General features: G+C 29.4%; 28 protein-coding genes. 10 read left to right on the forward strand and 18 right to left on the reverse strand.

The window, feature by feature from the left end; translation table 11 throughout:
* Positions 1–141 precede the first annotated feature (141 nt).
* The gene (locus NZD85_RS09680; RefSeq protein WP_260541296.1) at positions 142–1680 is read right to left on the reverse strand and encodes an IS1182 family transposase; all 1539 of its coding nucleotides are present in this window, start codon (positions 1678–1680) and stop codon (positions 142–144) included.
* A 406-nt stretch (positions 1681–2086) separates the two neighbouring features.
* Here NZD85_RS09680 and NZD85_RS09685 point away from each other — a divergent pair, with 406 nt between their 5' ends.
* Both NZD85_RS09685 and NZD85_RS09690 read left to right on the forward strand, forming a co-directional pair.
* Positions 2087–2227, forward strand: coding sequence for a hypothetical protein (locus NZD85_RS09685; RefSeq protein ID WP_260541614.1), 141 nt, complete (start codon positions 2087–2089; stop codon positions 2225–2227).
* Between the two features lie 15 nt (positions 2228–2242).
* Positions 2243–2383, forward strand: coding sequence for a hypothetical protein (locus NZD85_RS09690; protein WP_260541615.1), 141 nt, complete (start codon positions 2243–2245; stop codon positions 2381–2383).
* Positions 2384–2558: 175 nt separating this feature from the next.
* Here the strand turns inward: NZD85_RS09690 and NZD85_RS09695 are convergent, their stop codons facing one another.
* The 7 genes from NZD85_RS09695 to NZD85_RS09725 form a co-directional block, all read right to left on the reverse strand.
* Positions 2559–2918 (reverse strand): hypothetical protein, encoded by a 360-nt coding sequence (locus NZD85_RS09695; protein WP_260541616.1) that lies wholly within the window; start codon positions 2916–2918, stop codon positions 2559–2561.
* A gap of 28 nt (positions 2919–2946) precedes the next feature.
* The gene (locus NZD85_RS09700; RefSeq protein WP_260541617.1) at positions 2947–4062 is read right to left on the reverse strand and encodes a Fic family protein; all 1116 of its coding nucleotides are present in this window, start codon (positions 4060–4062) and stop codon (positions 2947–2949) included.
* A 372-nt stretch (positions 4063–4434) separates the two neighbouring features.
* Positions 4435–4698 carry a DUF2075 domain-containing protein gene (locus NZD85_RS09705; protein ID WP_260541618.1) on the reverse strand — a complete coding sequence of 88 codons (264 nt, stop codon included), beginning with the start codon at positions 4696–4698 and terminating at the stop codon, positions 4435–4437.
* Positions 4699–4715: 17 nt separating this feature from the next.
* A complete protein-coding gene (locus NZD85_RS09710) occupies positions 4716–5066 on the reverse strand; it encodes an Arm DNA-binding domain-containing protein (protein WP_260541620.1) in 351 nt (116 codons plus the stop codon).
* 303 nt (positions 5067–5369) lie between these two features.
* A complete protein-coding gene (locus NZD85_RS09715) occupies positions 5370–6632 on the reverse strand; it encodes a site-specific integrase (RefSeq protein ID WP_032132620.1) in 1263 nt (420 codons plus the stop codon).
* A gap of 1 nt (position 6633) precedes the next feature.
* A complete protein-coding gene (locus tag NZD85_RS09720; RefSeq protein ID WP_051955362.1) occupies positions 6634–7188 on the reverse strand; it encodes a hypothetical protein in 555 nt (184 codons plus the stop codon).
* A gap of 1 nt (position 7189) precedes the next feature.
* A complete protein-coding gene (locus NZD85_RS09725) occupies positions 7190–7633 on the reverse strand; it encodes a transcriptional regulator (RefSeq protein ID WP_260541622.1) in 444 nt (147 codons plus the stop codon).
* 104 nt (positions 7634–7737) lie between these two features.
* On the opposite strand from NZD85_RS09725, the gene NZD85_RS09730 reads away from it, so the two are divergent.
* The 8 genes from NZD85_RS09730 to NZD85_RS09765 all read left to right on the forward strand — a co-directional run bounded on the left by NZD85_RS09730 (position 7738) and on the right by NZD85_RS09765 (position 11799).
* Positions 7738–7950 (forward strand): hypothetical protein, encoded by a 213-nt coding sequence (locus tag NZD85_RS09730; protein WP_032132621.1) that lies wholly within the window; start codon positions 7738–7740, stop codon positions 7948–7950.
* Positions 7951–7969: 19 nt separating this feature from the next.
* Positions 7970–8263 (forward strand): DUF3853 family protein, encoded by a 294-nt coding sequence (locus tag NZD85_RS09735; protein ID WP_260541624.1) that lies wholly within the window; start codon positions 7970–7972, stop codon positions 8261–8263.
* 2 nt (positions 8264–8265) lie between these two features.
* A complete protein-coding gene (locus NZD85_RS09740; RefSeq protein ID WP_032132623.1) occupies positions 8266–8526 on the forward strand; it encodes a DUF3853 family protein in 261 nt (86 codons plus the stop codon).
* Positions 8523–9173: a hypothetical protein gene (locus NZD85_RS09745; protein WP_260541625.1), complete on the forward strand. Its 651-nt coding sequence runs from the start codon at positions 8523–8525 to the stop codon at positions 9171–9173. The genes NZD85_RS09740 and NZD85_RS09745 overlap by 4 nt, the downstream gene beginning before the upstream one ends.
* A gap of 2 nt (positions 9174–9175) precedes the next feature.
* On the forward strand, positions 9176–10489 hold the full coding sequence (locus tag NZD85_RS09750; protein ID WP_317619452.1) for a replicative DNA helicase: 1314 nt from the start codon (positions 9176–9178) through the stop codon (positions 10487–10489).
* 22 nt (positions 10490–10511) lie between these two features.
* Complete coding sequence (locus NZD85_RS09755) at positions 10512–10682, forward strand: hypothetical protein (RefSeq protein ID WP_260541626.1); 171 nt, start codon at positions 10512–10514, stop codon at positions 10680–10682.
* 59 nt (positions 10683–10741) lie between these two features.
* A complete protein-coding gene (locus tag NZD85_RS09760) occupies positions 10742–11176 on the forward strand; it encodes a PH domain-containing protein (RefSeq protein WP_260541627.1) in 435 nt (144 codons plus the stop codon).
* Positions 11177–11277: 101 nt separating this feature from the next.
* The gene (locus NZD85_RS09765) at positions 11278–11799 is read left to right on the forward strand and encodes a hypothetical protein (RefSeq protein WP_260541628.1); all 522 of its coding nucleotides are present in this window, start codon (positions 11278–11280) and stop codon (positions 11797–11799) included.
* A gap of 114 nt (positions 11800–11913) precedes the next feature.
* On the opposite strand, the gene NZD85_RS09770 is transcribed toward NZD85_RS09765, so the two are convergent.
* From NZD85_RS09770 to NZD85_RS09815, 10 genes are all read right to left on the reverse strand, one after another.
* Positions 11914–13116, reverse strand: coding sequence for an IS256 family transposase (locus NZD85_RS09770; RefSeq protein ID WP_032131889.1), 1203 nt, complete (start codon positions 13114–13116; stop codon positions 11914–11916).
* 91 nt (positions 13117–13207) lie between these two features.
* A complete protein-coding gene (locus tag NZD85_RS09775; RefSeq protein ID WP_260541630.1) occupies positions 13208–18790 on the reverse strand; it encodes an Eco57I restriction-modification methylase domain-containing protein in 5583 nt (1860 codons plus the stop codon).
* Positions 18787–19458: a hypothetical protein gene (locus tag NZD85_RS09780; RefSeq protein WP_260541632.1), complete on the reverse strand. Its 672-nt coding sequence runs from the start codon at positions 19456–19458 to the stop codon at positions 18787–18789. Before NZD85_RS09780 ends, NZD85_RS09775 begins: the two co-directional genes overlap by 4 nt.
* A gap of 50 nt (positions 19459–19508) precedes the next feature.
* Positions 19509–20372, reverse strand: a complete 864-nt coding sequence (locus NZD85_RS09785; RefSeq protein ID WP_260541634.1) for a hypothetical protein — start codon at positions 20370–20372, stop codon at positions 19509–19511.
* A 283-nt stretch (positions 20373–20655) separates the two neighbouring features.
* Positions 20656–21354 (reverse strand): hypothetical protein, encoded by a 699-nt coding sequence (locus NZD85_RS09790; protein WP_260541635.1) that lies wholly within the window; start codon positions 21352–21354, stop codon positions 20656–20658.
* Positions 21347–22162, reverse strand: a complete 816-nt coding sequence (locus NZD85_RS09795; RefSeq protein WP_260541636.1) for a M23 family metallopeptidase — start codon at positions 22160–22162, stop codon at positions 21347–21349. The genes NZD85_RS09790 and NZD85_RS09795 overlap by 8 nt, the downstream gene beginning before the upstream one ends.
* Positions 22163–24151 (reverse strand): type IV secretory system conjugative DNA transfer family protein, encoded by a 1989-nt coding sequence (locus NZD85_RS09800; RefSeq protein WP_260541637.1) that lies wholly within the window; start codon positions 24149–24151, stop codon positions 22163–22165. It abuts the gene before it with no gap.
* A gap of 13 nt (positions 24152–24164) precedes the next feature.
* A complete protein-coding gene (gene traN, locus NZD85_RS09805; protein WP_260541638.1) occupies positions 24165–25007 on the reverse strand; it encodes a conjugative transposon protein TraN in 843 nt (280 codons plus the stop codon).
* Between the two features lie 25 nt (positions 25008–25032).
* Positions 25033–26214: a conjugative transposon protein TraM gene (locus tag NZD85_RS09810; protein WP_260541639.1), complete on the reverse strand. Its 1182-nt coding sequence runs from the start codon at positions 26212–26214 to the stop codon at positions 25033–25035.
* Positions 26195–26563, reverse strand: coding sequence for a hypothetical protein (locus NZD85_RS09815; protein WP_032132222.1), 369 nt, complete (start codon positions 26561–26563; stop codon positions 26195–26197). Before NZD85_RS09815 ends, NZD85_RS09810 begins: the two co-directional genes overlap by 20 nt.
* Position 26564: the final 1 nt, after the last annotated feature.

Consider the following 26564-nt stretch of genomic DNA (forward strand, 5'->3'; position numbering starts at 1 on the left):
TCTTTTTTGTATCGCTATTTCAGGACGGGACAATTCAATCAAAAAAAGAAGCCGTCTCAATATTAAAATTTGAGGCGGTTTTTTTTATTTGAATTAATTTCCAATAAAATTTCATCATTTTAGAAAAGGGTAAAATTGCCCTTATGCAGCAATTTTCTTTCTTAAGTTGTGTGCTAAAGCCATTAATCCGAATTCTAACTCGGTTTTTTGGATTCCTTTTAACGAAAATCTTCTAAAATTGTTGTTGTGTTTCATTTGGGCAAATACAGGCTCTACATCGGCAGAGCGTTGTTTCCTTTTTTGTATTCCCGTTTGACTTGTGAGTAATTCCCTGATTTTTTCTTTATGTCTTTCAAGGTTATGATTGCGTTCTATACTTCGGTTTCCCTTGGCTTTAAAGCAGACTCCCCGCAGCGGACATCCTTCGCAATTTTGAGCCTGATAATGCGATAATTGCTGTATATATCCGGCTTGGGTTGTTTTTGTGCTTTCATGGGTTTTGTGCATTTTCTGACCAATCGGACACACATAATAATCTTCTTCTTGGTTGTAATAAAGGTTTTCTTTCCTAAAGGTTTTGTGCTTTTTTTGGTAATTTTTATCTTGTTCTTTTTCAAAAGTATTGTACTTCACATAAGCGGTCAGCTCTTCTTTTTCAAGGTAATCGTAGTTCTCTTCGCTACCATAGCCTGCATCGGCTGTAATGTTTTCTATTTTTTTAAAGATTTCTGCCCCATAAGTTTCTTTAAGATTTTCTAAGTGTGGCTTTAAAGTTTTGGTATCTGTAGGGTTTTGATGTAAAGTGTAATTAATAATGATTTGGTTTTCTGTTGATATTTGGGCGTTGTAACCGGGTTTTAACTGTCCGTTTTGCATATGGTCTTCTTTCATACGCATAAAAGTTGCATCAGGATCGGTTTTACTGTATGAGTTTCTTCCGCCTAAAATAGCTTCCTGTTCTTCATATTTCCGAAGATTTTTTTCAAAGTTCTGTTTGATGTAACGCAATTTTGCTTTAGATTTCTTGGAAGCTTTTTCATTACCCGATAATTTGGTATCTATCTGTTCAACGGTTTTTTGGATAACTTCCTGACTGATTTCCTTGAACTGAGGTGGCTCGGTATCAGGATCGTCATCATTAGATATACTTTGAGCATAATTCCACAATTCTTCTAACTGAGTAAGCATTTTAGCTTTGTTGGTTTTAATGCTTTTACCCCAAATAAAAGTGTATCTGCCTGCCTGAGCTTCTATTTTTGTGCCATCGGTATAAATTTGTTTCATTGAAATCAATCCTTCCTCTGCCAGCATCATGACCACTTGTTTAAAGATTTCTTTAAAACTATCTTTTAATTTATCACTTCTAAATCGGTTAATGGTATTGTGATCCACAGTGCTCATTCCCGTAAGCCACATAAAGTTGATGTTTTCTCTGATAGCCAACTCTATTTTTCGTGAAGAATAAACATTACTCATATAAGCATAAATCATCACCTTTAATAACATTTTTGGATGATAACCCGGATTACCTTCTTTACTGTAGGCTTTTAATAGTGGTTGGATATTAATGGACTCTACAACTTGATCAACTACCCGAACAGGATGTTTTTCTGAAATTAAGTCGTCAAACGAATAAGGAAAAAGTGCGGTTTGACGCTGATTGTAATGCTTGAAATTCATAGAGAAATAGATGGAATTCTTACATTAAATTTACAAAAAATACAGTAAAAATCCAACTATAAAAGAACATATATATTCTAAAAAGCAAAAAAAAGAAGCTGTCTAGTTTTGAGACAGCTTCTTTTTTTATGTGTTCTTGGAGCTTAACGTTAACCTAATTCAAGTAGATTAGGCGTTTATTTGTTGAAATGTAAAGTGTATTGTTATAAATTTGATATAGATTGAAGTTCTTAATTTAATAAGAATTTAAATAATGAATTATTAATTAGTTATCTGTTTAATAATTGTATTTAAAATTAGCATTTTTCAATTTGTCCTCAACTTGTCCCCCTTTATTGAGTGTCTTATTGATTTGGGGTTTTATATTTTAACTTATCAATTAAAAAATATAAATAAAGATTGGGTTTTGGATTTTAATACTAAAATTAATTCTACAGATTATGCTTTGGTAATTTTATCGGCATGGTTTGATCAAAATTTATTAGGAAATAATCCAGCACCACCAGTGGCCAGAACGAAAGAAATAAATGGAACTTGGCATTTATAAGCAGATTATTCTGCAGTGGCTTCTGAAAACAACGGTACTTGGCATATAACATGTGTTGTGTATCCTAAAAATTATGCTAAAATATTTCCTTTACAAGAGATAAAGATGAACAACAAATCTACCTCTTCTGCAACTGCTGCTGTAATTAATTATTAACCAACCTAAACTTTTCTATGAAATACAATCTATCATTTATACTGTTGTTATTAACAGTTTATAGCACCGTATATGCTCAAATGGGTATTGGTGTTCCTAATCCTGTTCAAATGCTTGAAGTAAATAAAGGTGATGTCTACGTGAAAGAAAAATTTTATATTAATAATCTGCCTGCCTATAATGGGATAGCGCTTGGTCCTGACAAATTTCGAATAGTAGCTATAGATATTCCTAATGATACTAATAGTTCCTTGATAAACGGTAGGTTGATGGAATTTTCAGGAACAGCGACTATTACTTTTTTTATTCCTTGATTAATTAATTTGTCTAAGGCTAAAAACATTAAAGCTCTTGATTTTCCCGAAGCTGGAGGAGCTTTTAATAATAAATATTGTGCAGAACGCGCTTCAAATGCTTTTTCTTGCATTTCACGCATTCCATATTCATTTGTTGATTTACTTTGTCCTGTCTGTTTATAATTTACATTAACCAGATTAATTGGTTGTTTATAGTCGTTTGTTGTATTGGTTTTCATGTTTATTGAATAGAGTTATTATTTTGTTTTACACGCGTACTAATTGCATTAAAGGTTCGAAAGAATAAAGGGCTGCTCTTCTACCAGCTGCTTTTTCTCTTAAAACCAAATATCCATTTTCTTCTAATTTTTTAATAATCAGAACAGCAGTAGCATTTGGGATTTTCGTTGTATTCACAAACTTATTATTTCTAAATACAGGATAAGTAAAAATAAAATCTAAAATTTCCATATTCCATTTGGAAGACAATATATCTGAAAATTCTGTTTTTGTTGTTTCGTATAAGTTTTTGATATTTTCTGCAATTTCTAAATTACGTATTGCTTGACTTTCTACTGCTTTCAAGAAAAATTTTATCCATTGGTTCCAATCATTAGAACGTGAAACCTCTCTCATTTGCTCGATGTATTCGTCTTTATTTTCTTCGAAATATCCACTGATATAAAAATGAGGTTGAGAAAGAATTTTTTCTTGCCATAAATTAAGTGTTATTAACATACGACCAATTCGACCATTTCCATCTTTAAATGGATGTAATGCCTCAAACTCTAAATGCATGATTGCTGTTTTAATTAAAGGCGGTAAATCGCAAGTTTTAATATAATCAAAAAGATTTTCTAAACCTTGATCTAAGTTTTCTGGATTAATTGGTATAAACTGAATTTCTTTTTTACGGGTATCAGCTAAATAATTTTGCTCTTTTTTAAATTCACCAGGTGATTTGTTTGCTCCTCTTCCTAAGTACAGAAGTTGTTGATGCATTTGTTTAATAAAACTTGTTGAAAAGCCATAACCGCTTTCTAAAGCATTTTGTGCATTCTTTAAAGCACGTTGATATAAAATAGTCTCTATAACATCAGCTTTAGCATTAGGATTATCTTGACCTTCATTATCAGCTTCATATAGCATAATCTCGTCCATTGTACTAATAGTTCCCTCTATACGAGATGAAATTACGGCTTCTTGATTTCTTAATGGAGCTAAAAGAATTTCTGTGTTATGTAAATTTTTTAGCATTTGATCAAATCGTGCAAGAGCGTCCGTTGCTTTCACAAGTTCCTGAATAAAATCTGCGTAGTTAATATTTTGAGGAGGAAAATTATTGTAGTGATATTTTACAGCGTTATCTATATTAAAATCCATTTCACATTATATTGTATCCAAATATAAATAAAATTATGTAAACAAGTGTGTTTGATTACAAAAAACAACAAAAAACAACAGTCAAATAGATTTGATTACAAAAGTTGTAAACAAAAAAGTTTGCTTACAACTTTTGCTTAGAAAATGTAAACAACAAATTTAGCTTACAATTTCTGTTATCAAAATATTTTGTTTACAAAAATGCGACTCATTTTGTAAATAAAATAAATTATTTCTTCTTCCCTTTTTTCTCTTTCGCAAACAAAGTTTCTTTTGTTGTCATTTCGTCATCATAAGGCTATATTAGTTTTTTACTAATTTAGTCTACGATGATCTGACGTACTTACACAACTAAAATATGACTTATTTTAATTATATCATCTTTTTAAAGTATTCTCTTGTTTCAGGATCCTTTTTACTTTTCCATTTCCAACAATAGCCCGCTACAATCCTTGCTTTATTGTTTATTTTATTCTTTTCGTAAATTATATCTTGTAATTCTCTCGGCGTATCGACTACTTTAAATTCGTATTCTGTATCCTCTAGATTTTCATTTGCCGTTTCTCTAATCTGAAGTGCATTATCAATCCAGGCTAAATAACCATCAGAACCATTGCAACGAAATTGTGACTCCAATTCTAATCTATGAATTGTTACTCCCTTTTGTGTTCTACTTTCTTAAATTGTGGATTTTTTTGAAAATACTCTAAATCAAAAAGGTTTTTGATTTCTTCTTTGATTGGTTTTCTATCAAATCGCTCAATAAACTTTTCAAAAATTTTGTTTAAAATACTTTCTATTGAACTTAACTCTTTATTAATTTCATTGTGATTTGAAACTTTAATCGTTGTTTTTACTCTTTGCTTATCTGTATTCCAATATTCGGGATTTACTTTTTGTTTAGTCGAAATTTTCAAACTATTATCTTCCCAACGAAAAACAACATAAATAGGTGTTTTAGTTTTTGCGTTTGGTTCTTTTAAAACAAATGTGGATTTTGCCATAATTGTAATTTAAATATGATCAATAAAAATAGGGGACGGTAAATTTAGTTTGAGTTGCTTTTATTTGTTTTTAGTTGAGGTCTTAAAACAACAAAACCCTCTATTTTAGAGGGTTTAGCAACTTTTAGTGATTCTAAAAGTTGCTTTTGTGGAGCTGGCGGGATTCGAAATAATAGCTAATAAGCTCCATTATATAATTAAAGTATTGATATTTATTGAGTTAATGTTTTTGTTGTTTTAACAAAGTCTATTAAAATCTAATAAACTAAAGTGGTTTTAGTCCCTGTTTTTATAAATACGGGACTAAAGTAAATTAAATTTTTCCATCGCATTAACTTTGATCTCGTCAGCTATATCTATGTATGGTTTCATTGCTTTATAATCACTATGTCCTGTCCATTTCATGACTACTTGTGGAGGAATACCTAAAGATAAAGCATTGCAGATAAATGTTCTCCGTCCAGCATGGGTGCCTAATAGTGCATATTTTGGCGTTACTTCATCAATACGTTTATTTCCTTTGTAATAAGTTTCTCGAATTGGTTCATTTATTTCTGCTAATTCAGCAAGTTCTTTTATGTAATCATTCATCTTTTGATTAGAAATTACAGGTAGAGCTAAATTGTTTTTAAATGTTCTATTTTTATATTTTTCTAAAATTGCTTTAGTGTAGTTATTAAGCTCTATAATTAGACTATCAGCTGTTTTTACTGTTGTAATTTCAATATGATTTTCTTTAACGTCGCTTCTTTTAAGATTTGCAACATCAGAGTATCTTAGACCAGAATAACACTGGAAAATGAATATATCTCTTACTTTATCTAAATATGATTTATCATCAGGAATAATAAAATCTTGTAGTTGTTTTAATTCTTTTTGAGTAAGAAATATAATTTTCTTTTTGGTGGTTTTTAGCTTTGGTTTAAAATTTCTAAAATCTTCTTTCGTGTTATATTTCTTATTTTGAGCCCATCTTAAAAACCATTTTAAAAAAGAAAAGTGTTTAATTATTGTAGAATTTTTAAAATTTAAATCGTTTTGTAAAAATATTTGATAATCAAATAAACCCGATTCATCAAAGAAGTCAAAATCTAAATGCGGATTAAATTTTATTAAATGGTTTTTTACTGTATTAAACTTAGCATTTGTTGATTTGGTCCATAGATTTAGTTTTGATTCTTCGCTAATAAATTCATCAAATATTTCGAAAAAATTCTTTTTAAAATCTGTATTATTACCTATTTCCTGATTAAAATGATCTCTAAAATCACTAACAGTTGGTATTATGTTGTTTTTATCAAAATGAGTAACTACTTTTTCAAATGCTGTTTCGAAATTTTGAATTTTTTTATTTATTGTGCTTGCAGGTATTTTTTTCTTTCCATGTGTTGTATTAATTACACATCTTTGGGTGTCCAAACTCCATTTATTGACTTCTATACGATAACCAACGCTAAATGAAACTATTTTTTTATTATTATCCCACTTTATTCTATAGCGCAATCTAGCTGTTTGACTATCTTTTTCTTTATCTAATAAAAATTGAGCGTGATAATTAGTTAGCATGTTATTCCCAGTTAATTTTTAAGTCTTTAAATTCGAGATTGCTTTTAAACTCATCTCTAGTACCTTGCGGTTTGCTTTTAACCTGAAATCTAAATAACTTTAAATATTTAGGTTCGTTTTCAATATTTTTAAAAGAAAAAATTAGTTTTAGAGGAATATTTACAACAAGTTTAGGAAATGGATTACTTGATTTATTCATATCAACTTTATATTCGTTGCCTTCTAAGTCAATTATTGAAAGATCACTAACGTAAAGCTCTTTGTTAAAATCCTTTGATTCAATAAGAAAACTAATTTGAATTGTCTTTTCAGTTTTATTACCTATAACTTTATTTATTTTATAAGAATTATTAGCCTCTTCTTTTTCGAGAATAGCTTTATTTAAATCTAAAGTTCTTTTCAAATAAATATTTTCAGCTTTAATGGCATCAATATCTTGTTGAATTATTCTTATAGTAGAGTTAATCTCTTGAATTTCCTTTTTTAACTCTTCATTTGTCTGTGCAAACGATTGATTAGTAATAACTAAGATTAATAAAAGTAAAAAGTATTTCATATTATTTCTTTTTAAGAATTTCTAACAGAGTTGTTACTTGAGATTGACATTCTTTTAAGCTATCTATCAAGTCTTTTTCTTTTAATAAATACTCCTTTTGTGCTTCTACCATGCTAGAAAAGTCATTATTAGAAATAGTAATATTTCCATTATTTCCATTGATATTACTACCAAAACTTTTACTACCATCTAAATTATTAATTAACTGTTGTCTACTATCTATTAACATATCACCTTTATCTAGAATCAACCAATATGGATTAGTTTGGGGGTAAGTAAGCAATATATTCCTTATTGCGTCGGAATTTACAGGTCTATTCTTCTTATCCCCTGTAAAGTTACTATAAGTTATTCCTATCTTTTTAAAGAACTCCTGCTTAGTAACCTCCACGTTTTCAGCTAGTAGAAGTATTCTTTCCTTAATGTTAGTCATTTTATTCTCCATACTGTTGTTTTATAGAGAAATAATTCCCTATATTTGTAATGTAATTAATTAATTGTTTAACACAACGAATAAAACAAAAATAATCAAAAAATGTAATACTCACTATGATCACTAAACAACTTGATTTACGTACTCCTTTACAAAAGGAGAAAGACGAAAGAAATAAAAAAATATATGAAGAGTATTTAAGTATACTCCAAAATCCTCCAGAAGGTGCAACTAAGTGGGCTATTTGGCGTGCGCTTGGGCAAAAACATGGAGGTCTTCATCCTCAAGGTGTCAGAGCTGTTATATTAAAAATGGAAAAAAATAAATAACAACAAATTTATCGGAATTATGCAAAAAATTGATCCAAACTTACCAATTTGGCAATTAACAGTAGCCGAATTAAAAGAGATTTTAAGTTCTTCTAATCAGAATCAAAATAAACCTAAAGAAAAAACATCTCCATCAGTAAAAATTGAATATGTATATGGAATTAATGGTTTAGCAAAACTATTAGGTTGTTCTAAAAGTCATGCATCAAAACTAAAATCAGAAGGAATTTTTGATGAAGCAATTATTCAAAACGGAAGAAAAATTATTGTTAATAAAGATAAGGCATTAGAGCTTTTTAATAATAAAGATTAGACATGAAACAAATTAATCCTAATAAAAATATTTCTGAGCTTACAGTATTGGAATTTATTGAGCTACAGAATAGTTTAAACTACAATAAAACAAGAAATTATGTTTATGGAATTAAAGGTCTTGCAAAACTTCTGGGATGTTCAAGATCTAAAGCCTCAAATATAAAGCAGTCCGGCATACTTGACGAAGCGATATTTCAAAATGGAAATATCATAATCATTGATGCAGATAAAGCATTGCAACTATTTGGTAATAAAGTATGAAACAAATTGAATTAACACATAGTTTTTGGAAATTCAACCAAACACACTCTCTAGGCGCTAGTGCAATTGCTTTTTATTTGTTTCTACTTAATAAGTATGCAGATAATAATTATGAATCATTAGTAATTTCAGATATAGAGATTAAAAATGAACTTAATTTATCAAGACCTACAATTATTGCAACAAAAGTTAAATTAAGAAACTTAGGGTTAATTCAATACAAAACAACAAGAGGACTTCCTTGTCGATATCAATTACTAAATATAAATATATGGGAAAAAGAAGAAAAGCCAATTCAAATAAAAGAAATTCCATCTAAAAAAGAAGATGCAGATAAAGAAATCAATAGAGAAAATATTAATAAAACTAAAGCATCACTAAACAATAAGAAAACCTCCATTCCAGCATTTAGCGAATTTATTGAATACACTAGAACACTAAAAGGATATAATGAAACTCTTGACCCTTTTATTGAAGCTAAATATGATAGTTGGGTCCAGAACGACTGGAAAAATGGTTATGATCGACCAATTACAAATTGGCAAAGTTCTATAAGGAGCACACTTCCTTATCTCAACAATCAACAACAAAATCAAAAAATAACAGTACCTAAAATACACAGACCAAAAACAACTTACAACGAATAGATATGAAGATTCATGATAAAAATATAGAGGACTTGGTATTGGGTATGATGATAACCTTTCCAAAAGATATAGTTAATCACTACTCAAAATTAAATCATGATTTATTTTTCGATAAAAACAATCAGTTAATATACGATTTAATAATTAAAAAATATCATGACAATAAACCTATCAACTTGGTAACAATCAGTGTTGAACTTGGTAAAATAAACAGAAAAGATTTGGATTTACATATTATTTCTATTTCTGCATCTCCAACTTCTAGTGCGCATTTAGAATACTACATAATGATCTTAGTGGAGTTATCTGTTAAAAGAGATTTTATTAAAAAATTTCAATCTTTAATTGATTTTGCTAAAAAGCCTGACGAGGATATTTTTCATCTCAGGGATAAAGCATTTCAAACTTTTGAAAATCTCTTCATTGATAAATTTATTGACAAAAACAAATCTTTAAACACATTCTCTCAACTTGTAAATTCAGTTGAGAAACGAGCAGCAAAAATTGAACAAGGAAAATTAACAGGAATCAAAACATCCTTACCAATTATTAATAAGGCAATGGGTGGTTGGCAAAAGTCAGATTTAACAATTGTGGCAGGAAGACCTGGTATGGGAAAGACTGCATTTTTAGTCCAATCTGTTGTTGATGTAGCCTCTCAAGGTGGTAGTTGTGCAGTTTTTTCTCTAGAGATGAGTTCAGAGCAAATTACAGGTCGGATAATTAACAATATTACAGAAATTCCAAACTATTCAATACTAAGAAAAGGAATGAATCAAGATGAATGGTATAAGTTCAAACAGTATAAAAAACATATTTCATCATTAAAAATACACATTGATGACACCCCTTCAATTAGTATTAATAATCTGAGATTGAAGGCTAAAATGTTTAAAATGAGGTATGATATAGATATTATATTTATTGATTATATGCAGTTAATGACTGTTGATCGAAATACAAATAATAGAGAGCAAGAGATTTCATTAATTTCAAGATCTCTAAAAGCTCTTGCAAAAGAACTAAATGTCCCTGTAATAGCTTTGTCTCAATTATCAAGAAAGGTTGAAGAACGAAGCGATAAACGACCATTACTTTCTGATTTAAGAGAGTCAGGAGCTATAGAACAGGATGCGGATGAAGTCTTGTTTTTATTCAGACCTGAATATTACGGAATTGATACCTGGAACTACGATTATAATAATGAAACAACCGAAAATCAAATAGAAATTATTATTCAGAAAAATAGACAGGGAGGGTTGTTGTCCGAACGATATGGAATCAATCTACCAACTTCGAAATTCTATACATTATAAATCTTTCATAAACAACAAAGTCATGAGCAAGAAAAATAAAGAAGATTTAATTACAACAGAGGGCAAAAAGGATGCGCGTTCTAGAGCATTAGTATATCTTGAAAAAGCTAAAGTGATTGAGGAGAAACGTCTCCGTAACGGTGGGAAATACGTAAAAACAAATAAAGGTTTCAAACTTATTATTCCCAAATAACCAAAATAATAAAAAGAATTTTTATAAACCTATTATGTTTAACATAACGAATACACAACATGGATTCTAGTAATGAAATAATTTATAAAGCAAACCTTCATTGGATATCATATATAATTCCTTCAATATTAACATTAATAGGATTTGTAGGAATACTCCCTGCAATATTTTTAAGAGGGTTATTCCAATACTTTGCAATTTTATTAGTTGCATTATTTTTTAAAGGTATTTGGATGTGGTTGAAAAATAAATTTACCAGAATTTATCTTTCTGAAGATAACATAACTAAAATAACAGGAGTTTTGAACAAAAATGTTTCAGACATCCCTTTACAAAAAATCGAAAACATATATCTTTTCAAACCTTTATTAGGTAAAATACTAGGTTTCGGTACAGTAGTGGTGAGTACTGGAGAAATAAATCAACAATATTTTATTGCTAATCCTGAACCATTAAGAAAAATTCTTCTTGAGAAAACTTCACTAAAAAAATAAATTCTTCTAAATAGATACACATATTAAAATTAAGGTTTCCGAAGTTTTTAACTCTGAAAAAATGTAAAACATAAAAGCAATTACTACAAAAGAAAAAAATTATGAAAAAAATATTAATAATTACAATTATACTTTTCACCAATATCTTAACTGGACAAATTATTCCAAAATCCATACAAAATGTTGGTGATAAATTAATTATAAATGATACAATATCGTTAGAAAGAGGTAAGACAATCCAAGTGTTTTTACCTTTAAGAAAAGACTTTATGTTTATAAAGCCTGTAAAAAAAATTAATACTAAACTATTAGGAAGTGTTGCTAGTATTACAGGCTCTGGTGCAGCTGCTATCGGTATTGGTTCTGGCAACATAAAAGTATTATCGGAATCAATGAAAATTATGAGAGCTGCTAATGCTATTGAATACGGAACTGAAGCTTTAGAAAAAATACAAGAGTTACCTATTTCTAATGAAGCTAAAAAAATAGCAGGTAAAAAAATTGAAATTGTTAATTGGGAATTTTCAGACAGTGGGTATGTGCTACTTACCAAATATGAAAAAAAAGAATATAAAATATATTTGCAAGAAGCATTGTTGGCTGGTGAGATTAAGCTTAATTGATATTGAGAAATACAAAGGAGCAATAAGCTCCTTTGTTTCAAAATAATAGTTTTATTTAATTTTTCTTCGACACTATCCTATAAAGTGTGTAAGTTAAAAAGTTGGGCTTAGATTTTATAATCTGAGCCTTTTTTCAAAAATAAGCATAAATTGGTTAAGAACAATACCCCAATTATGAATAGGCATTGTCCATTTTTTAGTTGATTCCTTGAGTGCTAAATAAACAGACTTCAATACCGCATCGTCAGTAGGAAAAGACATTTTGTTTTTGGTATATTTTCTGATTTTTCCGTTCAGATTTTCGATTAAATTAGTCGTATAAATGATTTTACGGATTTCCATTGGGAAGTCAAAAAATACGGTTAGTTCGTCCCAGTTGTTTCTCCAGGATTGGATTGCGTAAAGATATTTCCCTTCCCATTTTGTGGCAAAATCTTCTAAAGCGGCTTTGGCAGCGTCTTTGTTGGGTGCAGTATAAATATGTTTCATATCTGCAGAAAACTCTTTTCTATCCTTCCAAACCACGTATTTACAAGCGTTTCTAATCTGATGAACCACACATATTTGGGTTTGAGATTCAGGAAAAACCGAGCGGATGGTGTCTGTAAATCCGTTCAAATTATCAGTAGCTGTAATGAGAATGTCTTCTACGCCACGAGCTTTTAAATCCGTGAGAACGCTCATCCAAAAGCTAGAACTTTCGTTCTTTCCAAGCCACATGCCGAGGACTTCTTTTCTGCCTTCACGATTTAAACCAACAGCTAAATAAATGGTTTTGTTAATGACTTTTGAGTTCTCGCGAACCTTAAAAACAATCCCATCCATCCAAACAATCAGATAAACATCGTCTAACGGTCGATTCTGCCAAGCTACAACTTCACTGGCTACTGCGTTTGTTATTCTGGAAATTGTCGAAGTGGAAACATCAAAATCATACATTTCTTTAATCTGCTCTTCAATGTCCGAAACACTCATTCCTTTGGCATAAAACGAGATGATGATGTTTTCTAAACCATCAATGATGTTGTGCCTTTTGGGAACTAATGCAGGCTCAAAACTACCTTCACGATCTCTTGGAACTTTTATCTCGGATTCACCGAATGAGGATTTTATCTTTTTGGTTCCATGTCCGTTTCGATAATTACCATCGATGCTTTTATCATGTTTTTCGTTGTCCAGATGGCTATCCAGTTCTGCATCAAGCATGTGTTCTACGGCCTTCTTGTGGAGTTCTTTGAAGAAAGATGTTAAATCTTCACCATTCTTAAAGGATTTTAAAAAATCCTTGTTGTTTAATAAATCTTCTTTGTTAGTCATAACTGTATAATGTTTAAAAATAATAAAAAGTTATTGCCAATAAATTTTTTGAGCATTAAGGGCTCAAAATTTATCAGAATAACTTTTTAACTTACACAGTTAGTGGGATACTACCTTTTCTTCCTAAATATATATTATTATCTTCATTCTTAATATAAATACTTTGCTGTCTTATTTTTCCTTTTTCAAAAGTTGTATTAGGAAATAGTCGTAAATTTTCTTCTTTTCGCTCTAGAACAATATCAATTTTAGATTTCTTTTCTAGAAGTGTTTGTTTTTCCATTTTATATATTTCAACCAGTTCAGCATGTTTATCAGGTAAATTATCTAATTGATTGTCTAGTTCTAATATTTTATTTTCTGTCATTTCTTTTTGACTCTCTATTTCTGTTACATTCACACCTTTTTTAGCAAGATTATCTATTACCTTTTCTAAGTTTTTTTGTGCAGCATCGATTTTATTTTGTGAGTATAATAATTGAGAGTTCCAATAAGCTGTTATTTGTCCACCTTCAGAATTTTTTTCAGAGTAACTTACAAAAGTAGCATGTTCTCCTTCAGCTTTTTTCACTTCGTTCAACGCGTTGTTGTATTCCTCATATTTTCTTAAGACGAAAGCAGAATCAGAAGAAAACTTATTTTTTTCATTTTCTATTTTCTTTTTCATCAATTCTATTTCAATATCAGCTCTAGTATATGGATCTGTTATGATGGCTGTTTTGAGTTCTTGCGTATCAATATCTGAAACATCTAAAATATCAGCACCTTTTTTCATTGCTTCTAAATATCTAGCTTGTTTTGCTTGGAGTTTTTGTAGCATAAAAACATCAATGCTATCATTAGTAAGCATAAAGTTCATCCGAACATTCTCGAATTGATTCCCTTGTCTCCATGATCTTCCTTCTACTTGACGTAATGAAGTAAAATTATATGGTAACGATAAAAAGTATGTATCTGTAGTTTTCGCTTGTAGATTCATCCCTTCTTGGATAGATTCGCTACCAATTATTACTTTTATTTTTCCATTATTAAAATTGTCCTGAATTTTCAGTCTATTGGTTTTTGTAGTTTTTCCAGTAATGATTCCAACTTCAGAATCTTTAAGTCCGATTTCGGTAACTAAATATTCTTTTAATTTAGGAAATTCAGAAACAGCCAATTCAGAATAAATAATTTGTCCGCCATCAGGAATATCCTTTAAGTTTTGCTCAATCAATTTCATCGTTTCGAAAAGTTTAGGAGAGTTTTCAATAAATTCTTTCATTGATGGTTGTCCTTCATTTTCATAATCATAAAACGGAGATAAATATGGAGAGATAGCAATCAAACGAGCATTTAATATATGGGTTAAAATCGCACCTTTTTCGGTTTCACTAAAGTTATCATTTAACAATTGATACTGTTCTCTAGTAAGATCATTTTGTTCAATTTTATATTCTTTATTAATTTTATTTGGTCTTATTAGTTCAGGATTTTCTTCTTCACCTTTTATATCAATAAACTCTGATAATAATTGTTGAAACAAAGTATTGTTTTTGAATCTTCGGACATTGGCTTTAAACTTCACATCTCCCTTCGCATCAATTTCCATGTCATTATCGGCTTCCATAAAAGTTTCAAAGAAATTATTAACTCTAAAATATCCTTTTTCTTCTAAGCGATTGTTGGCAATTAAAGACAAGATTGAGTAATACTCTAAGGGCTTATTTGTGAAAGGAGTTGCAGAAAGAAGAGTAATATTTCTACCATTGTGTTGCTCTTGGATATATTGAGCAGCCATCCAAGTATTGATTCCTAATTTAGAAGTTTGCTGATTTTGATTTCTAAAATCAGAGGCAAAACGTCGATCATCAATTCTTACTTTTCCAACGATATGATTAGCATTGTGAACTTCATCAAAGGTTAAATGATCAAACCCAAAGTCTTCCCAATCATAAATTTTCCCTCTTTTCATTCGACCTTCAATTTCTTTCTCTTTCTGCAATTCAATCTCTGTTTCTCTTACAGTATTTGTAACACTTTTTAGTTCGTTTTTAGAAATATAATTGAATTTTTCGGCTAATCTTTGTGTAATTTCTTGAGAAAATCCAATGTTGTTAAAACCTTCATATGTAACGATGGTTATTTCATTGTCTTTATTATTAAATTTAGACAAATCATAATCTTTTCCTAGATTACCAAGAACGTTTATTTTAGCATTAGGAATAGTTTCAAAAATCGTATCAACCCATTGTTTTAAAATACTATCATTTGGCACAACTATTAGAGGTCTTTTAGAGTTTTGTCTTTCCATTGCTTCATGCATGGATAATATACCAGAAAGCGTTTTGCCAAAGCCAACTTCGTGAGCCAACAATCCTACTCCTTTGGTAGTGTTTCTACCAATACCAGCTTTTTGCACTTCGGTTAATCTTAATGGTTTTCCTTTAAAATTTAAATGTACTTTAGAAAACAATGGAAATTTAGAATAGTCTGGAACGTAAATGTTATTGTAATTTCGATTAAATTCTTTTACAAAAAGAACCTTCAACTTTTCATCTAACTCTTCATTTATAAATTTATTAAACAGATCGTTAGCAGCAACTTTTCTACGTTCCCTTACTAATGCATTTCTTTCTTTATTACTACCTGTAACTGTTTCATTATCAACAAAACTATTGACTTCCCAAGCAGATGATCCTTGAAAAGCATCAAAGGGTAAAGTATAAATAAAGTCCTTAAACTTATCTGCCAAACTATATTGTACAGTAAAACTATCAATTACGCTAGTTGCATAATTATATTCAGCTTTTTCCTTTGTACCGATTATTAAATTGTGTACAAACTCATGGTTAGGTGATAATATTATTTCATTTATTTTTTTGGGAGTAGGCAAAACACCCTCTAATAATTGTTTCTGTTTTAAGTATTGAGGAGAATTTTTATCAGAAAAATCAATTTCTAATTGATCTAGTTTTTGGTAAATATTTCCTTCAGCATAATAAAAATCATGAATCCATTTTCCATCATAGAGATTGGCAAATTCTAAATGGTTTTCTCTGTTATTTAATGTACCATCATAATTTGTGTCTTTAAAAGCATTCAATTCTTTTTCTGAAATATTTGATATGCTTTGCTCCGATAAATTCACTGTTTCATCTTCTTTAATAAAATGATATTTTAAAGTTTTTTTAGAAATATTGGGTTGATTTTGCACCAAATATTCTGAAGATGATGTTTTCGAGTTATTTATTATTATTTCAGCTTTCTCTTTAATTGTTTTTACTTGATTGTTGGAGAGATGATTATCAAGTAGATTTTGAGAATAGTTTTCTAGTTTTTTGATTTGCTTCTTAGTGGCAGGTGATTGAAATTTAAGTTCTTGAAGTCTATCAATAGCATCCTTGGTAATTTTAATTACTTCGTCTTTTTCATCAACAGATAAATTACTTTCTGTATTTACTTCTTTATTATCATCTAATTTTGATATTTGCTCAACTACATTTTCAAATAAGTTTATTTGAGTTCCTTGATGTAAAGTTTTGTTGAAGCTATTTAGGAGTGTTAAAGCGTCTTCTAAATTTCCGTCAACATATTTTTCAAGCCTACCAAAACGATTTGTTTTTTCCTTTATTTCCCCTAAAACATGGTCAGGATTTTTTATAAAATAGTCAGAAATATTTTGTGTTTGTTTTTCTGCATTTTTCCTTAGGATAATAATATCCGTTCCTATTTGCGTTCCTGCGAAAGCACCAACGGGTAATCTAAAGGCATTTTGTAATACTGCACCAGCTAATTTTTTTTGTCGATTAAGCCAACCTGAAGGTAAAACCATTGCTAACGTACCTCCTTCGTTAAGTACATCTAAACCTCTTTTTACAAAATAATCTTCATACTTAGCAATTTTGGGTTCTTCTCCTAAACCTTTATAAAATCCTCTATGTTCTCCGTAAGGAGGATTACCTATAATCAAATCATAGGTTTGATTATTGTCTTTTTTAAAACCTTTTTCATCAATAAATTCTGTTTCAAAAGACCTTAAATTTATTTCTGTTTCAGGATAAAATATTTTAGCAATTTTAGCGGACGTTTCATTGATTTCAAATGCAGTAGAGTAAGATTTGAGATTAATATCTTTTAATAATTCTAGAAAATTTCCAGTGCCTACGCTTGGTTCTAAAACCATTAAGGATTCGAAGTTATTGAAATTGTTTTTAATCAGATTTTTAATGCTATTTACTATAGTAGAATCGGTATAATATTCATCTAATATCCCTCTTCCTTCTTTCGATATTCCTCCAGTTACGTATTGATTGGCAATATTCTTTAAATCATCAGTTATTACAAGACCTTCTTTGAGTTTGACCTTCAAATCATCAGAAATATACGTTGCTGTAGAAATGACTTCGGCTATTTCATTATTTGTTAATTTTCTGTCTTTATACTGGATAATAAGCTCATCTAGCTTTTCAATATTAGTTGACTGATTTAATAATCTTCTGCCCAAGGAATCCCCGAGGATAACATCTTTCTGTTGTTTTTTGTATGTGGGTTCACTTCCTGGTTCGGGATTTCTCCTACGGTCAGGTTCATTTCCTTCAAGTCCATTTCTAGCATGGTTGCTGCCCACATCTTGTCTTCCTGCGTGATTGTTTTCTTGCTCGGATTGGCTTTCCTTACTAATATCTCTAGCTTGTTGTTTAGGTGTTCCTCTTTCCATTGACTGAGAATTGGAAACTCGTTCAGATTTAATTGTATTCTCATTTTGAATAGTATTTATATTAATATTTTCGTGTAATATCTTAGCTTTAAGATAGTCATTCAAGTCATTATTAGCAGTTTCAGAAATGTTATAAAAGGAACGAATATCCTGTATGTTTTTGGCTGAAAATTCTGATAATATTCTTCTTGTAGCAAAATTTCCTCCTGAATCACCATCTAAACATAAAAAAATCTTACCATCATAATTTTTATAAGCATTTAAAAAATTGTCTGTATTGGTGATAGAGTTTAAAGAAATTAATGTACGATTATTTTTGTTATTATTTATTTTTTGTAGTTGAAGAAATGATAATAAATCGGTCATTCCTTCAAAAAGTATTATCTCTTTTTTTGAACCTTTTATTTCAGAAATATCAGACTTTCCTAATTTGGTTTTTACAAATGGATTTCTAATTTCATAACCGCCAGAATTATTTTCCAAACCTATTCCAAAGTAATTTCTACCATTATTTGAATAGTGAATCTGAAAAGTGTTTTCTTCTAGAACTGATTTAGAAATTCCTCTCTCCTCAAAATATTTTAATAGTTTTTCATTATTTGGTAATCCTGTGTATTGAATTTTCACTTCAGAATAGTAATTATTCTCGCGAGTTTTAAAGTCTTTTTTTCTTTCTGCAATTGTTGTTAGATTATTTCCGTTAAAGTTTCTCAGAAATTCTAATGCTTCTTTCCAAGTCTTATTTTCAAAAGACATTACAGCTTTTAGAATTTTACCTCCTTCATTATTTTTAAAATTATAATAACCATTATCATTTACAGAAAACTTATTTTCATTATTTCTAAAAAAATAATCTCTTCCTTTTTTAGCTTCAAATTTCATTTTCCCTTTTTGTTCAAGAAATAAGAAATAATCTAAAACAGAAACACTGTTAGATATTTCATTAATTTCATCTTGTGTAAACTGATAATTCATTGCTTTGTTTTTGTATTGACGAAACGATTAAAATTGAAAAACTCTTCAGCTTCTTCATCCCATTTATTTCTTGGAATAATTTGAAGGGTTACAAAGACATCTGTTTTTTTATTATAGGTATCAATACGTTCTAAGCGTCCGTCAAAATCTTTTCGAATATGTTGATATAAAGAGTAAGGTAATAGTGTATCTGTTTGATAGACATAAAATCGAGAGTATAAATCGGGAGAATTAATCTCGAATCTTTTATATTTTTTCTTGAAAAGAATTGTATCAGGTAAAGGTCTTCTATGCGCGTAATTAGGGATTATTTCATTTGTATATATAGCCCCATTATTTTTTTTAAAAACAGAATATCCTTGGCCTTTCATTAGGTCTGTTATCAATGATTGGCTAACATTATCGCTAATAGAATAGTAAGTTGTATCTAAAATAAAATTACTTTCTACATTTATGGATGGTAAATCTACATCAGGGATTAATTCTATAATAGAATCATTTGAGTAATTAATTCTGGAAATGTAAAAAGTTTGAATTTCATCCAATCCTTTTGAAGCATTAAAATAAACGTTAGAAATTACATCTATTCCACCTTGTTGTGATACAACATTTTTCTTACAGGAAATAAAAACAGATAATAAAAACATTAGTATTAATCCTTTTTTCATAAAATCATATATTTAAAAACGGCAATAGTAAAATTGCCGTTTGATTACTTTTATATACTTCTAGAATTGCTTTGTTGTTTTATTTTTCCTTTTTCATGTGCATCCTCTTGTTCTAAACCTTGAAGGGGTTTATTCGTATTAATTCTATTCATATTATTGTCATAGAGATTCAGAGTTTTATATTGAGGATTTAAAAAAGCTTTTCCTTCTATGAGCTTATCTTCTAGTTGAAATTTCACTTTGACAATATTTCCTTTTTCAAGTGATTTTATGGTGTCATCTTTCCATTCTGGTTTTTCAAAAATTAAATTTGATTTCTCAATGATTTTAGGAACATCGACTCCGTAATTTTTATAAAATGTTTGATAGTTATAATTCCCAAATTCATTTTTTTCTTCTTTGAGATTCAGCTTTACAAATGCATCTTCTTTCAGCTCTGTTTTAGGGTTGACAAATTCTATTTTAACTGACCTACCTTCTAGTAGATTAACTGCTTCTTTTGCAGTAAAAGTGTTATCTTTTGTAACCTTAAAATTTTGTGTAATGGGATCTTTCTTATCGCTTGAAAGTGTAGCATCAAACGAATTAAAAAAAACTCCTCCTTGTTCCGATTTACTAAATTTCAAAGTAAAGTCTACAGCATTCCAAGGAAGAGCTTTATCTGTCTTCGTTTTTATTTCAAATTTTTTTTCGTTAGTTTCAATACCAGATTCTAGATCTTGATGTAATTTTTCATCTTCTCCAAACCCTAGATACTTTAGTTGATTTTTCAAATATTCTAATTGATTAAAATTTTGATTGTTTTCCATAATAATTATATATTGAATTGTAGTTAAAAAATTTTCAAGACCTATTCTAGTTATGGAATCAACATCAAACTTCAGAGTTTCTTCAATGAAATCATCCTTTGCCATACAAGTCTTACTTCAAAATTCAAAAAATTACTTCACAAAATCAAGATAAGTGTTTGTTTATAAACTAATTAAATTTAAAAAAGACTAAATAATACATTGAATGTTTTTTTAGATAAGCATACAACTCTATAATAAAATGTCGGAACAGAATTTTATTATAGTGTTGTAAGAGAGAGTGCGCTTTTCAAAAATAAATGAAGCAATTTTGCTGCAAGAAATAAAATGAATTGTTGCGGAATTGTGAAATGTTTTTTGGAAAGGGCAAAGGATTAGATACTACCTATTATCTTCCTCTTCTACGTGTTTGGTTTTCTTCTTCTTTCATTTCTTCTTCTCTTTTTAGACTTGCATCTTGATACATGTCGGGATCATTGACATTTAAATTGATATCGCTTTTATTTTGTTTTTGCTGTTGCTTTTTCGGATTTGAAATACTATTGATGCTATTAATTTCATTTGAAACAATGTTTAAATCGACTAAAATATCTTTTGCTATCTCAGGGAACTTATCAATTTTATCTTGTAGAAAGGATTGAAGTTTTTGCAATTCAATTTTGTATCTATTTGTTTGTAAATCATTATTTTTAGATTTAACAATTTCAGAAATTTCTTTAATATCTTTGATTACATCTAGTTCTAAAGTTTGATTAGATTTTTCATCGTAAACAAATGCTTTTTGTTCGAAATTGATCCTTTCACCATTGGTTGAAATGTTTGTAATTTCAGTATATTCAATGTTATTTTTACTGTTTTCTAAAACATCTTTCAATGATTTGTCACGCTCAAAAAGATTGACATTTAATTTGGAATTATTTTCGGTTAAATGAAAAGTAATTCTTTTTGTTTCATTGTCTGCTACAATAGTTCCTCCATTCAAAAAAACTTGAACATCATCAGCACTTAACTTTTTTGAAAACGAATTATCATCATTAATAATTCCGTATTTTTTCAATTCATCAGTAGGTAAAGTTTGTTTATTCATAATTACTTGCTATTAAGTTATTTACTTTAATTATATCATTTAAAAAATTAGTTGGATTAATATATTTTCCCCATTCTTTGACCGAAAAGTGTAGATGCGGACCAGTAGAATGCCCAGAGTTTCCGCTCTTACCTATGACAAAACCTGCTTTCACAAAATCACCAACTTTATAATAGGTTTCAGATAAATGCAAGTATGCGGTTTCAAATCTGTCGAAATGATTAATTTTTATATAATTTCCACCTCCATTAGTATCCCATCCAGCGGCTACGACAATGCCATCCAAAACGGAAAAGACAGCTTCATAGTTTGCTTTAATATCTATACCATTATGCATCTTTTTCACACCACTTATTGGATGTTTTCTTAATCCGAAAGGAGAGGTAATTAATATCTTATTGCTTATAGGCATAAATATATTATTTTCAATTTCCTCTATGGTTTCGTACTTAATTATATTTTTTATACTATTTTCTTTTGGTAAATTTTTTTTATTCAATTGACTCATGGTGTTTCCTATTAGTGAGTCTTTCAGTTGATTAAAAAAAGATCTGTCATTTTTAATATCTTTAATTAATATTTTCATTGAATCAATTTCTTTTTTCAAATCTGTTTTACTAGTGAGGTTTAAGACTTGTTTAATAGTTTTTTTCTTTTTATCATTGGTCTTTTCTTTCTCTATTTCCTTTGTATCGAACTTTGTATTCGCCTCTGTTTTATTGTAAATAACATTACGTGTAAGAGTGTTAAATTGTGCGCTAGCGATAAGGCTTAGGCAACAAAAAAGAATTAGGTAATATGTTTTCATTTAAGTTGTGGTTTTTCGTTGTTCGTTCACTAGTAATTCTACTTCTCGATTAATCTTTCTGAAGTTTGTCATCAAAACATCTTCTTTTCTATTGATTCTGTTATGATCAACAAACGAATAGTAAACAGGTAATTTTGGATAGTTTTCTTCTTCCTTTTTTATTTCATTCATATTCAAACTTATCTTCCCGTTAAAGGCGGAAGTTTTATATTCTTCGGTATTGCTTTCCTGAGCGATTATTCCTACCATTTCCCCAGTTTTTAAGGCAGCAATTTTTCCTGCAGGAATCATATTGTCCATTTTCTCATTTATACTTGTCGTAGATCCCTGTTGAGAAATAGATTGAGAAAAGGTTTTCTGTTTAATTTTCCCAAACATTTTTTCTAACCAATCCAAGGTATTTTTATCTCTGGCTGAACCTGAAAGAATATTTCCTACAATTGCTGAAATTGTATCTGCAACTTCTTTTTTATAGAATTGTCGTAACTGTGGTAACTCTTGAAGACCAAGTAAAACTGCAATTTTATTACTTCTAGCTGTTGCAACAACGTTGTCTATTTTGTGGATATAAATCGTAGGAAATTCATCCGCAATTATTCCGCCTGGTAAATTATTTTTTGAATTAATTACTCTTAGGGTTCTATTTAATACAGAAGAGTACAGTGCAGAATTAATATCTTGTGTGGTTGGATCAGACGCTAATATTAAAATGGAAGGATTCTGTTTGTCTGTAATTTTCAATTCGACTTCATCACCCGAAAAAACCCAATAACTTTCTTTTGTTGCTAATCTTGATAGGAAAATTTTCAATGTACCTACTTGTCCTTCTAATTGATCAAATGCTTTGTTATCATATGCAGATTTAAAAGGTGATAGTAATGAAACCAATTCTTCATGTTGAAATAAAGTATCAAAAATTTCTTCATAACTTCTATTCATGAAGGACAGAATGTGTGGTAAATCTGAATATTTACCATTTTCATATGTCGCAAAAAAATAGATCGTTGAGGACAGAAAGTTTATAGCAGATTGGGTGAAAAATTGATCAGAACCACCACCAGCGCTTGCGCCACCTTTTTGCAAAGAGCTTACCATTGCTTCTGCCATTTCCTGAGCTTCTGCTAAAGTTTGAACATACTTTTTGTCAAAAGGATTCACTCTTTTTGACATCTCAACATTATTCAAATTAATGACATGGAAGTCATAATTATAGTCAGATTCTTTGCTTTTTTTCAGTAAATAATGATAATAGGCAATTTGAGCTAAGTCGGGAAATTTGAAATCATAAATACATAAACAGAATCCCTTTGAAATCATTTGTCGAATAGCTGGATTTATCACACCGAAAGATTTACCAGAACCAGGCGTTCCTATCACCATAGTTCCTCTGAATGGATTAATATTCATCCAACCTTTGTTGTTTTTTCCTTTATACTTGAATAAATATGGAATATTGATACTAGTAGGAGTATCGATTAATTCTTTATTCTGATCAAATGATTCTTCTTCTACATTCCATCTATCTTTTCCCATTTTTTGTTGCATAAATTTAGAAATACTATCTGCGCCCATTTGGGTTATTACAGCTCCTAAAAAAGACAAACAAGCATATAGAAGTTGATAGGCATTTAATCCAGGAATTATTGTTGGAAGTATTTGAGATTCAGCTTGATTTTGCCAAACCAAAGAAGCAAACATCAGTGTAAGTCCAATAATAATTGGTATTATAATATTTGTAGTAATGTTTAATTCTTTTTTCTTTTTTGCCTTTGTGCCGATTGCTACTAAGGTGATGAAAATTAGTGTAGCAAATTTTGCGTTAATCGGTGGGTAGATAAATCCTGTTTTTATTAAACCTTGTAGAAGATTAGATAAAACAGGAATATTAGCCTTTCCGTAAAACAGTGATATACAATCAAGGGCAACAATTGCATATACTAACTTTTGAAAAAAACTATATAAATTTAACTGATATTGTTGTTCTTGCATAATAGTATTATTTCTAAAAAGTGTCTGCTTTCAATATGTCAGAATAGTTGACTTTCATTTCAATCGTTCTACCAGAAAGTTGTTCTTCTATTAAACGAATCATCATCACCTTTGAGTTGGGGTAAGTGAACTTTTTGAATACATAAATATTTCTGAAGTTTTTTCTAAATGATTTAGAATTATTTAAGGTGAAAACTGGCTGTAAATCTATACTCTGGTTGTTTGTCGCTTTGTGAATTTTTTTATCCTCAATCGTAAATTTAATATCATCAATACTATAACTTATGTTGGTACTGTTAAGAAAAGTAACATCCAAAAAAATGTAGTCACTTCTTACATATACATTGTTTAGTTGCATCGTTAATTTTGAGTTGTTTTCAATTCGTATAGGTTTTTTATCAGATTTTTCTGTAATTAAATCCATTGAATATTTTTTCAATTCTGTATTGGAAAAAACCATCGAACTAAACTCAATTGGCTGCATATTTTCAGCTTGGATGTGGATATTCGTTTTGTTTTTCTGACTATCATCAGAATAAACTATTCTGTACTGAGCTATAAAAGATTGACCAACAACCGTGATAATGCCTATTTCTTGGTTATTTGTAAATGCAATAGAATCATTATCCGTAATTTTTACTCTTGCAATGTTTTCGGTTGGAATATCACCCGTAAGTTTATCCGTTGATAAATCTACATACTGGACTACTTCAGGAGATATTATATGTAAATTAATTCCTTTGGATACTTCGATAATTTTCAAATCTTCAACTAACTGTTCTTTCGTTGCTGTTTGGGCATTTACCTTAATGAAAAAAAATGCAGAAAGAATAAATAAAAAAATATTTGGTTTCATTTTTTAATATTTAAAAAGTTTATAATTAGTTTGTTTTAAGCTCTTTTTCATCAATTAAATAGACATAAGAGTTGTACTTCAATTTTGCTTTGTTTGTCTTGATAATATTGGCAATGGATTGAGAAGTAGATGTGAATAATTTTGAACCTATGCTTGTAAAAAAACTACTTCCGTTAATATCTAAATTTGTCCCTTGTACGGATTGACTTCCCATTTCTTTCACCATATCTCTGAATAGACTATTAGGTATAAATAACCCTTGCATTCCATCTAAATCGTAGATAGATAAATTGATAGGTAAAATTTCACCATCAGCTAAAACAGAAACGATATTAAGATTTACACGTTGCATTGAGAATGCAGATACTTGAGCGTATAAAATACTTCCCTTTTTAATTCTCTTTTTGGCAACATAAATATCTTCGAGTAAGCGTATTCTAATTCTTGAGCCTAAATATCCTTTTGTATCTTCATCAATTACAGCTTTAATGAAATTATTTTCTTTGGTTCTGTAGATAGAGTTGAAACTAGAGCTTACATCTGATTTCATTACATTAAAAGTTGAGTTTAGAAAAGCATCTTTTTTTGCTTTGTTTGACTTTAATTTTTCTTCAGCTGCTAATCTACTTTGGTATTCAGGATCTCGAGCTTTTTCTATCGAATCCATGATCAACATTTGCTCTTTCAGTAACTTGACAGGATCAGTTTGATTTTCTTGTGAATAGCTTTCAGCAGGTGTATTTTTTGATTTTGAGGTATATGAATTTTCATTCAACATTCTTATGATCTCTGCCGATCTCTGATAATCTTTTTGATCTTGGTTTGGATTGTAGTAAGAAGAATTATTTTTATTACTAATTGATTTCATCCGATTTTGATTATTATATCGAATAGAATCAATCCTTTTTTTCTCGTTATCTGTTAATAAATCTCCATAAACCATTAAACTATCAGATTCGGGGTCTAAACCTTCTAGCATAGTTCTATCATCCGTCTTGTCAAAAAAAGCATCATAAGCTTCATTTTTTGTCATGATAGAATCTCTAGTGTCTCCTAAGGAAAGGGTTAGTTTTTCACTTTGATCAATTTCTGGCTCCTTTTCTTTCATAAAGCTCGATCCTAAATAGATAAAGAATAATAGTACTGGTAATATTATTAGAGGAATTACATACTTTTTATCTTTGAAATTAATTTTCTTGAAGTTCATTTTTCAATCGTTGATACTGGTTAAACAAATATTCTATTCTTAAACTGTCTTGTTTGATAAGCGAATTATTATCTCTTTTGACTTTTAAGGATTGTAATTCGGAAACAATTTTCTTCATCCTTTCATGAATCTTTTGTTGATTTATAGCGGTTTTATTTTCTTCTATTTTCACAACAGGAAATTTAGACGTTAGAAGTCGTGTAGGTCTTTCATTATAAAGACTATAAGTGATGTTACCTATATAGGAAATGATTAAAAAAATCATGGTAAATACATAGAATTTTTTTGGATGATTAACCACCCATATAAACCACTTTTTATTACTAAGTTTTGCAATATATTTTTCCATA

The organism is Empedobacter stercoris (genome assembly GCF_025244765.1).
GTDB classification, from domain to species: domain Bacteria; phylum Bacteroidota; class Bacteroidia; order Flavobacteriales; family Weeksellaceae; genus Empedobacter; species Empedobacter stercoris.

Coding starts and splice junctions, on each gene's coding strand:
- NZD85_RS09795 (WP_260541636.1), bottom strand. CDS start 22,162: ATGAAAACATATTACCTAATTCTTTTTTGTTGCCTAAGCCTTATCGCT.
- NZD85_RS09735 (WP_260541624.1), top strand. CDS start 7,970: ATGCAAAAAATTGATCCAAACTTACCAATTTGGCAATTAACAGTAGCC.
- NZD85_RS09710 (WP_260541620.1), bottom strand. CDS start 5,066: ATGGCAAAATCCACATTTGTTTTAAAAGAACCAAACGCAAAAACTAAA.
- NZD85_RS09720 (WP_051955362.1), bottom strand. CDS start 7,188: ATGAAATACTTTTTACTTTTATTAATCTTAGTTATTACTAATCAATCG.
- NZD85_RS09785 (WP_260541634.1), bottom strand. CDS start 20,372: ATGGCAAAGGATGATTTCATTGAAGAAACTCTGAAGTTTGATGTTGAT.
- traN (WP_260541638.1), bottom strand. CDS start 25,007: ATGAAACCAAATATTTTTTTATTTATTCTTTCTGCATTTTTTTTCATT.
- NZD85_RS09790 (WP_260541635.1), bottom strand. CDS start 21,354: ATGAATAAACAAACTTTACCTACTGATGAATTGAAAAAATACGGAATT.
- NZD85_RS09765 (WP_260541628.1), top strand. CDS start 11,278: ATGAAAAAAATATTAATAATTACAATTATACTTTTCACCAATATCTTA.
- NZD85_RS09715 (WP_032132620.1), bottom strand. CDS start 6,632: ATGCTAACTAATTATCACGCTCAATTTTTATTAGATAAAGAAAAAGAT.
- NZD85_RS09760 (WP_260541627.1), top strand. CDS start 10,742: ATGGATTCTAGTAATGAAATAATTTATAAAGCAAACCTTCATTGGATA.
- NZD85_RS09815 (WP_032132222.1), bottom strand. CDS start 26,563: ATGGAAAAATATATTGCAAAACTTAGTAATAAAAAGTGGTTTATATGG.
- NZD85_RS09695 (WP_260541616.1), bottom strand. CDS start 2,918: ATGAAAACCAATACAACAAACGACTATAAACAACCAATTAATCTGGTT.
- NZD85_RS09750 (WP_317619452.1), top strand. CDS start 9,176: ATGAAGATTCATGATAAAAATATAGAGGACTTGGTATTGGGTATGATG.
- NZD85_RS09770 (WP_032131889.1), bottom strand. CDS start 13,116: ATGACTAACAAAGAAGATTTATTAAACAACAAGGATTTTTTAAAATCC.
- NZD85_RS09775 (WP_260541630.1), bottom strand. CDS start 18,790: ATGAATTATCAGTTTACACAAGATGAAATTAATGAAATATCTAACAGT.
- NZD85_RS09725 (WP_260541622.1), bottom strand. CDS start 7,633: ATGGAGAATAAAATGACTAACATTAAGGAAAGAATACTTCTACTAGCT.
- NZD85_RS09745 (WP_260541625.1), top strand. CDS start 8,523: ATGAAACAAATTGAATTAACACATAGTTTTTGGAAATTCAACCAAACA.
- NZD85_RS09780 (WP_260541632.1), bottom strand. CDS start 19,458: ATGAAAAAAGGATTAATACTAATGTTTTTATTATCTGTTTTTATTTCC.
- NZD85_RS09755 (WP_260541626.1), top strand. CDS start 10,512: ATGAGCAAGAAAAATAAAGAAGATTTAATTACAACAGAGGGCAAAAAG.
- NZD85_RS09680 (WP_260541296.1), bottom strand. CDS start 1,680: ATGAATTTCAAGCATTACAATCAGCGTCAAACCGCACTTTTTCCTTAT.
- NZD85_RS09800 (WP_260541637.1), bottom strand. CDS start 24,151: ATGCAAGAACAACAATATCAGTTAAATTTATATAGTTTTTTTCAAAAG.
- NZD85_RS09810 (WP_260541639.1), bottom strand. CDS start 26,214: ATGAACTTCAAGAAAATTAATTTCAAAGATAAAAAGTATGTAATTCCT.
- NZD85_RS09740 (WP_032132623.1), top strand. CDS start 8,266: ATGAAACAAATTAATCCTAATAAAAATATTTCTGAGCTTACAGTATTG.
- NZD85_RS09700 (WP_260541617.1), bottom strand. CDS start 4,062: ATGGATTTTAATATAGATAACGCTGTAAAATATCACTACAATAATTTT.
- NZD85_RS09730 (WP_032132621.1), top strand. CDS start 7,738: ATGATCACTAAACAACTTGATTTACGTACTCCTTTACAAAAGGAGAAA.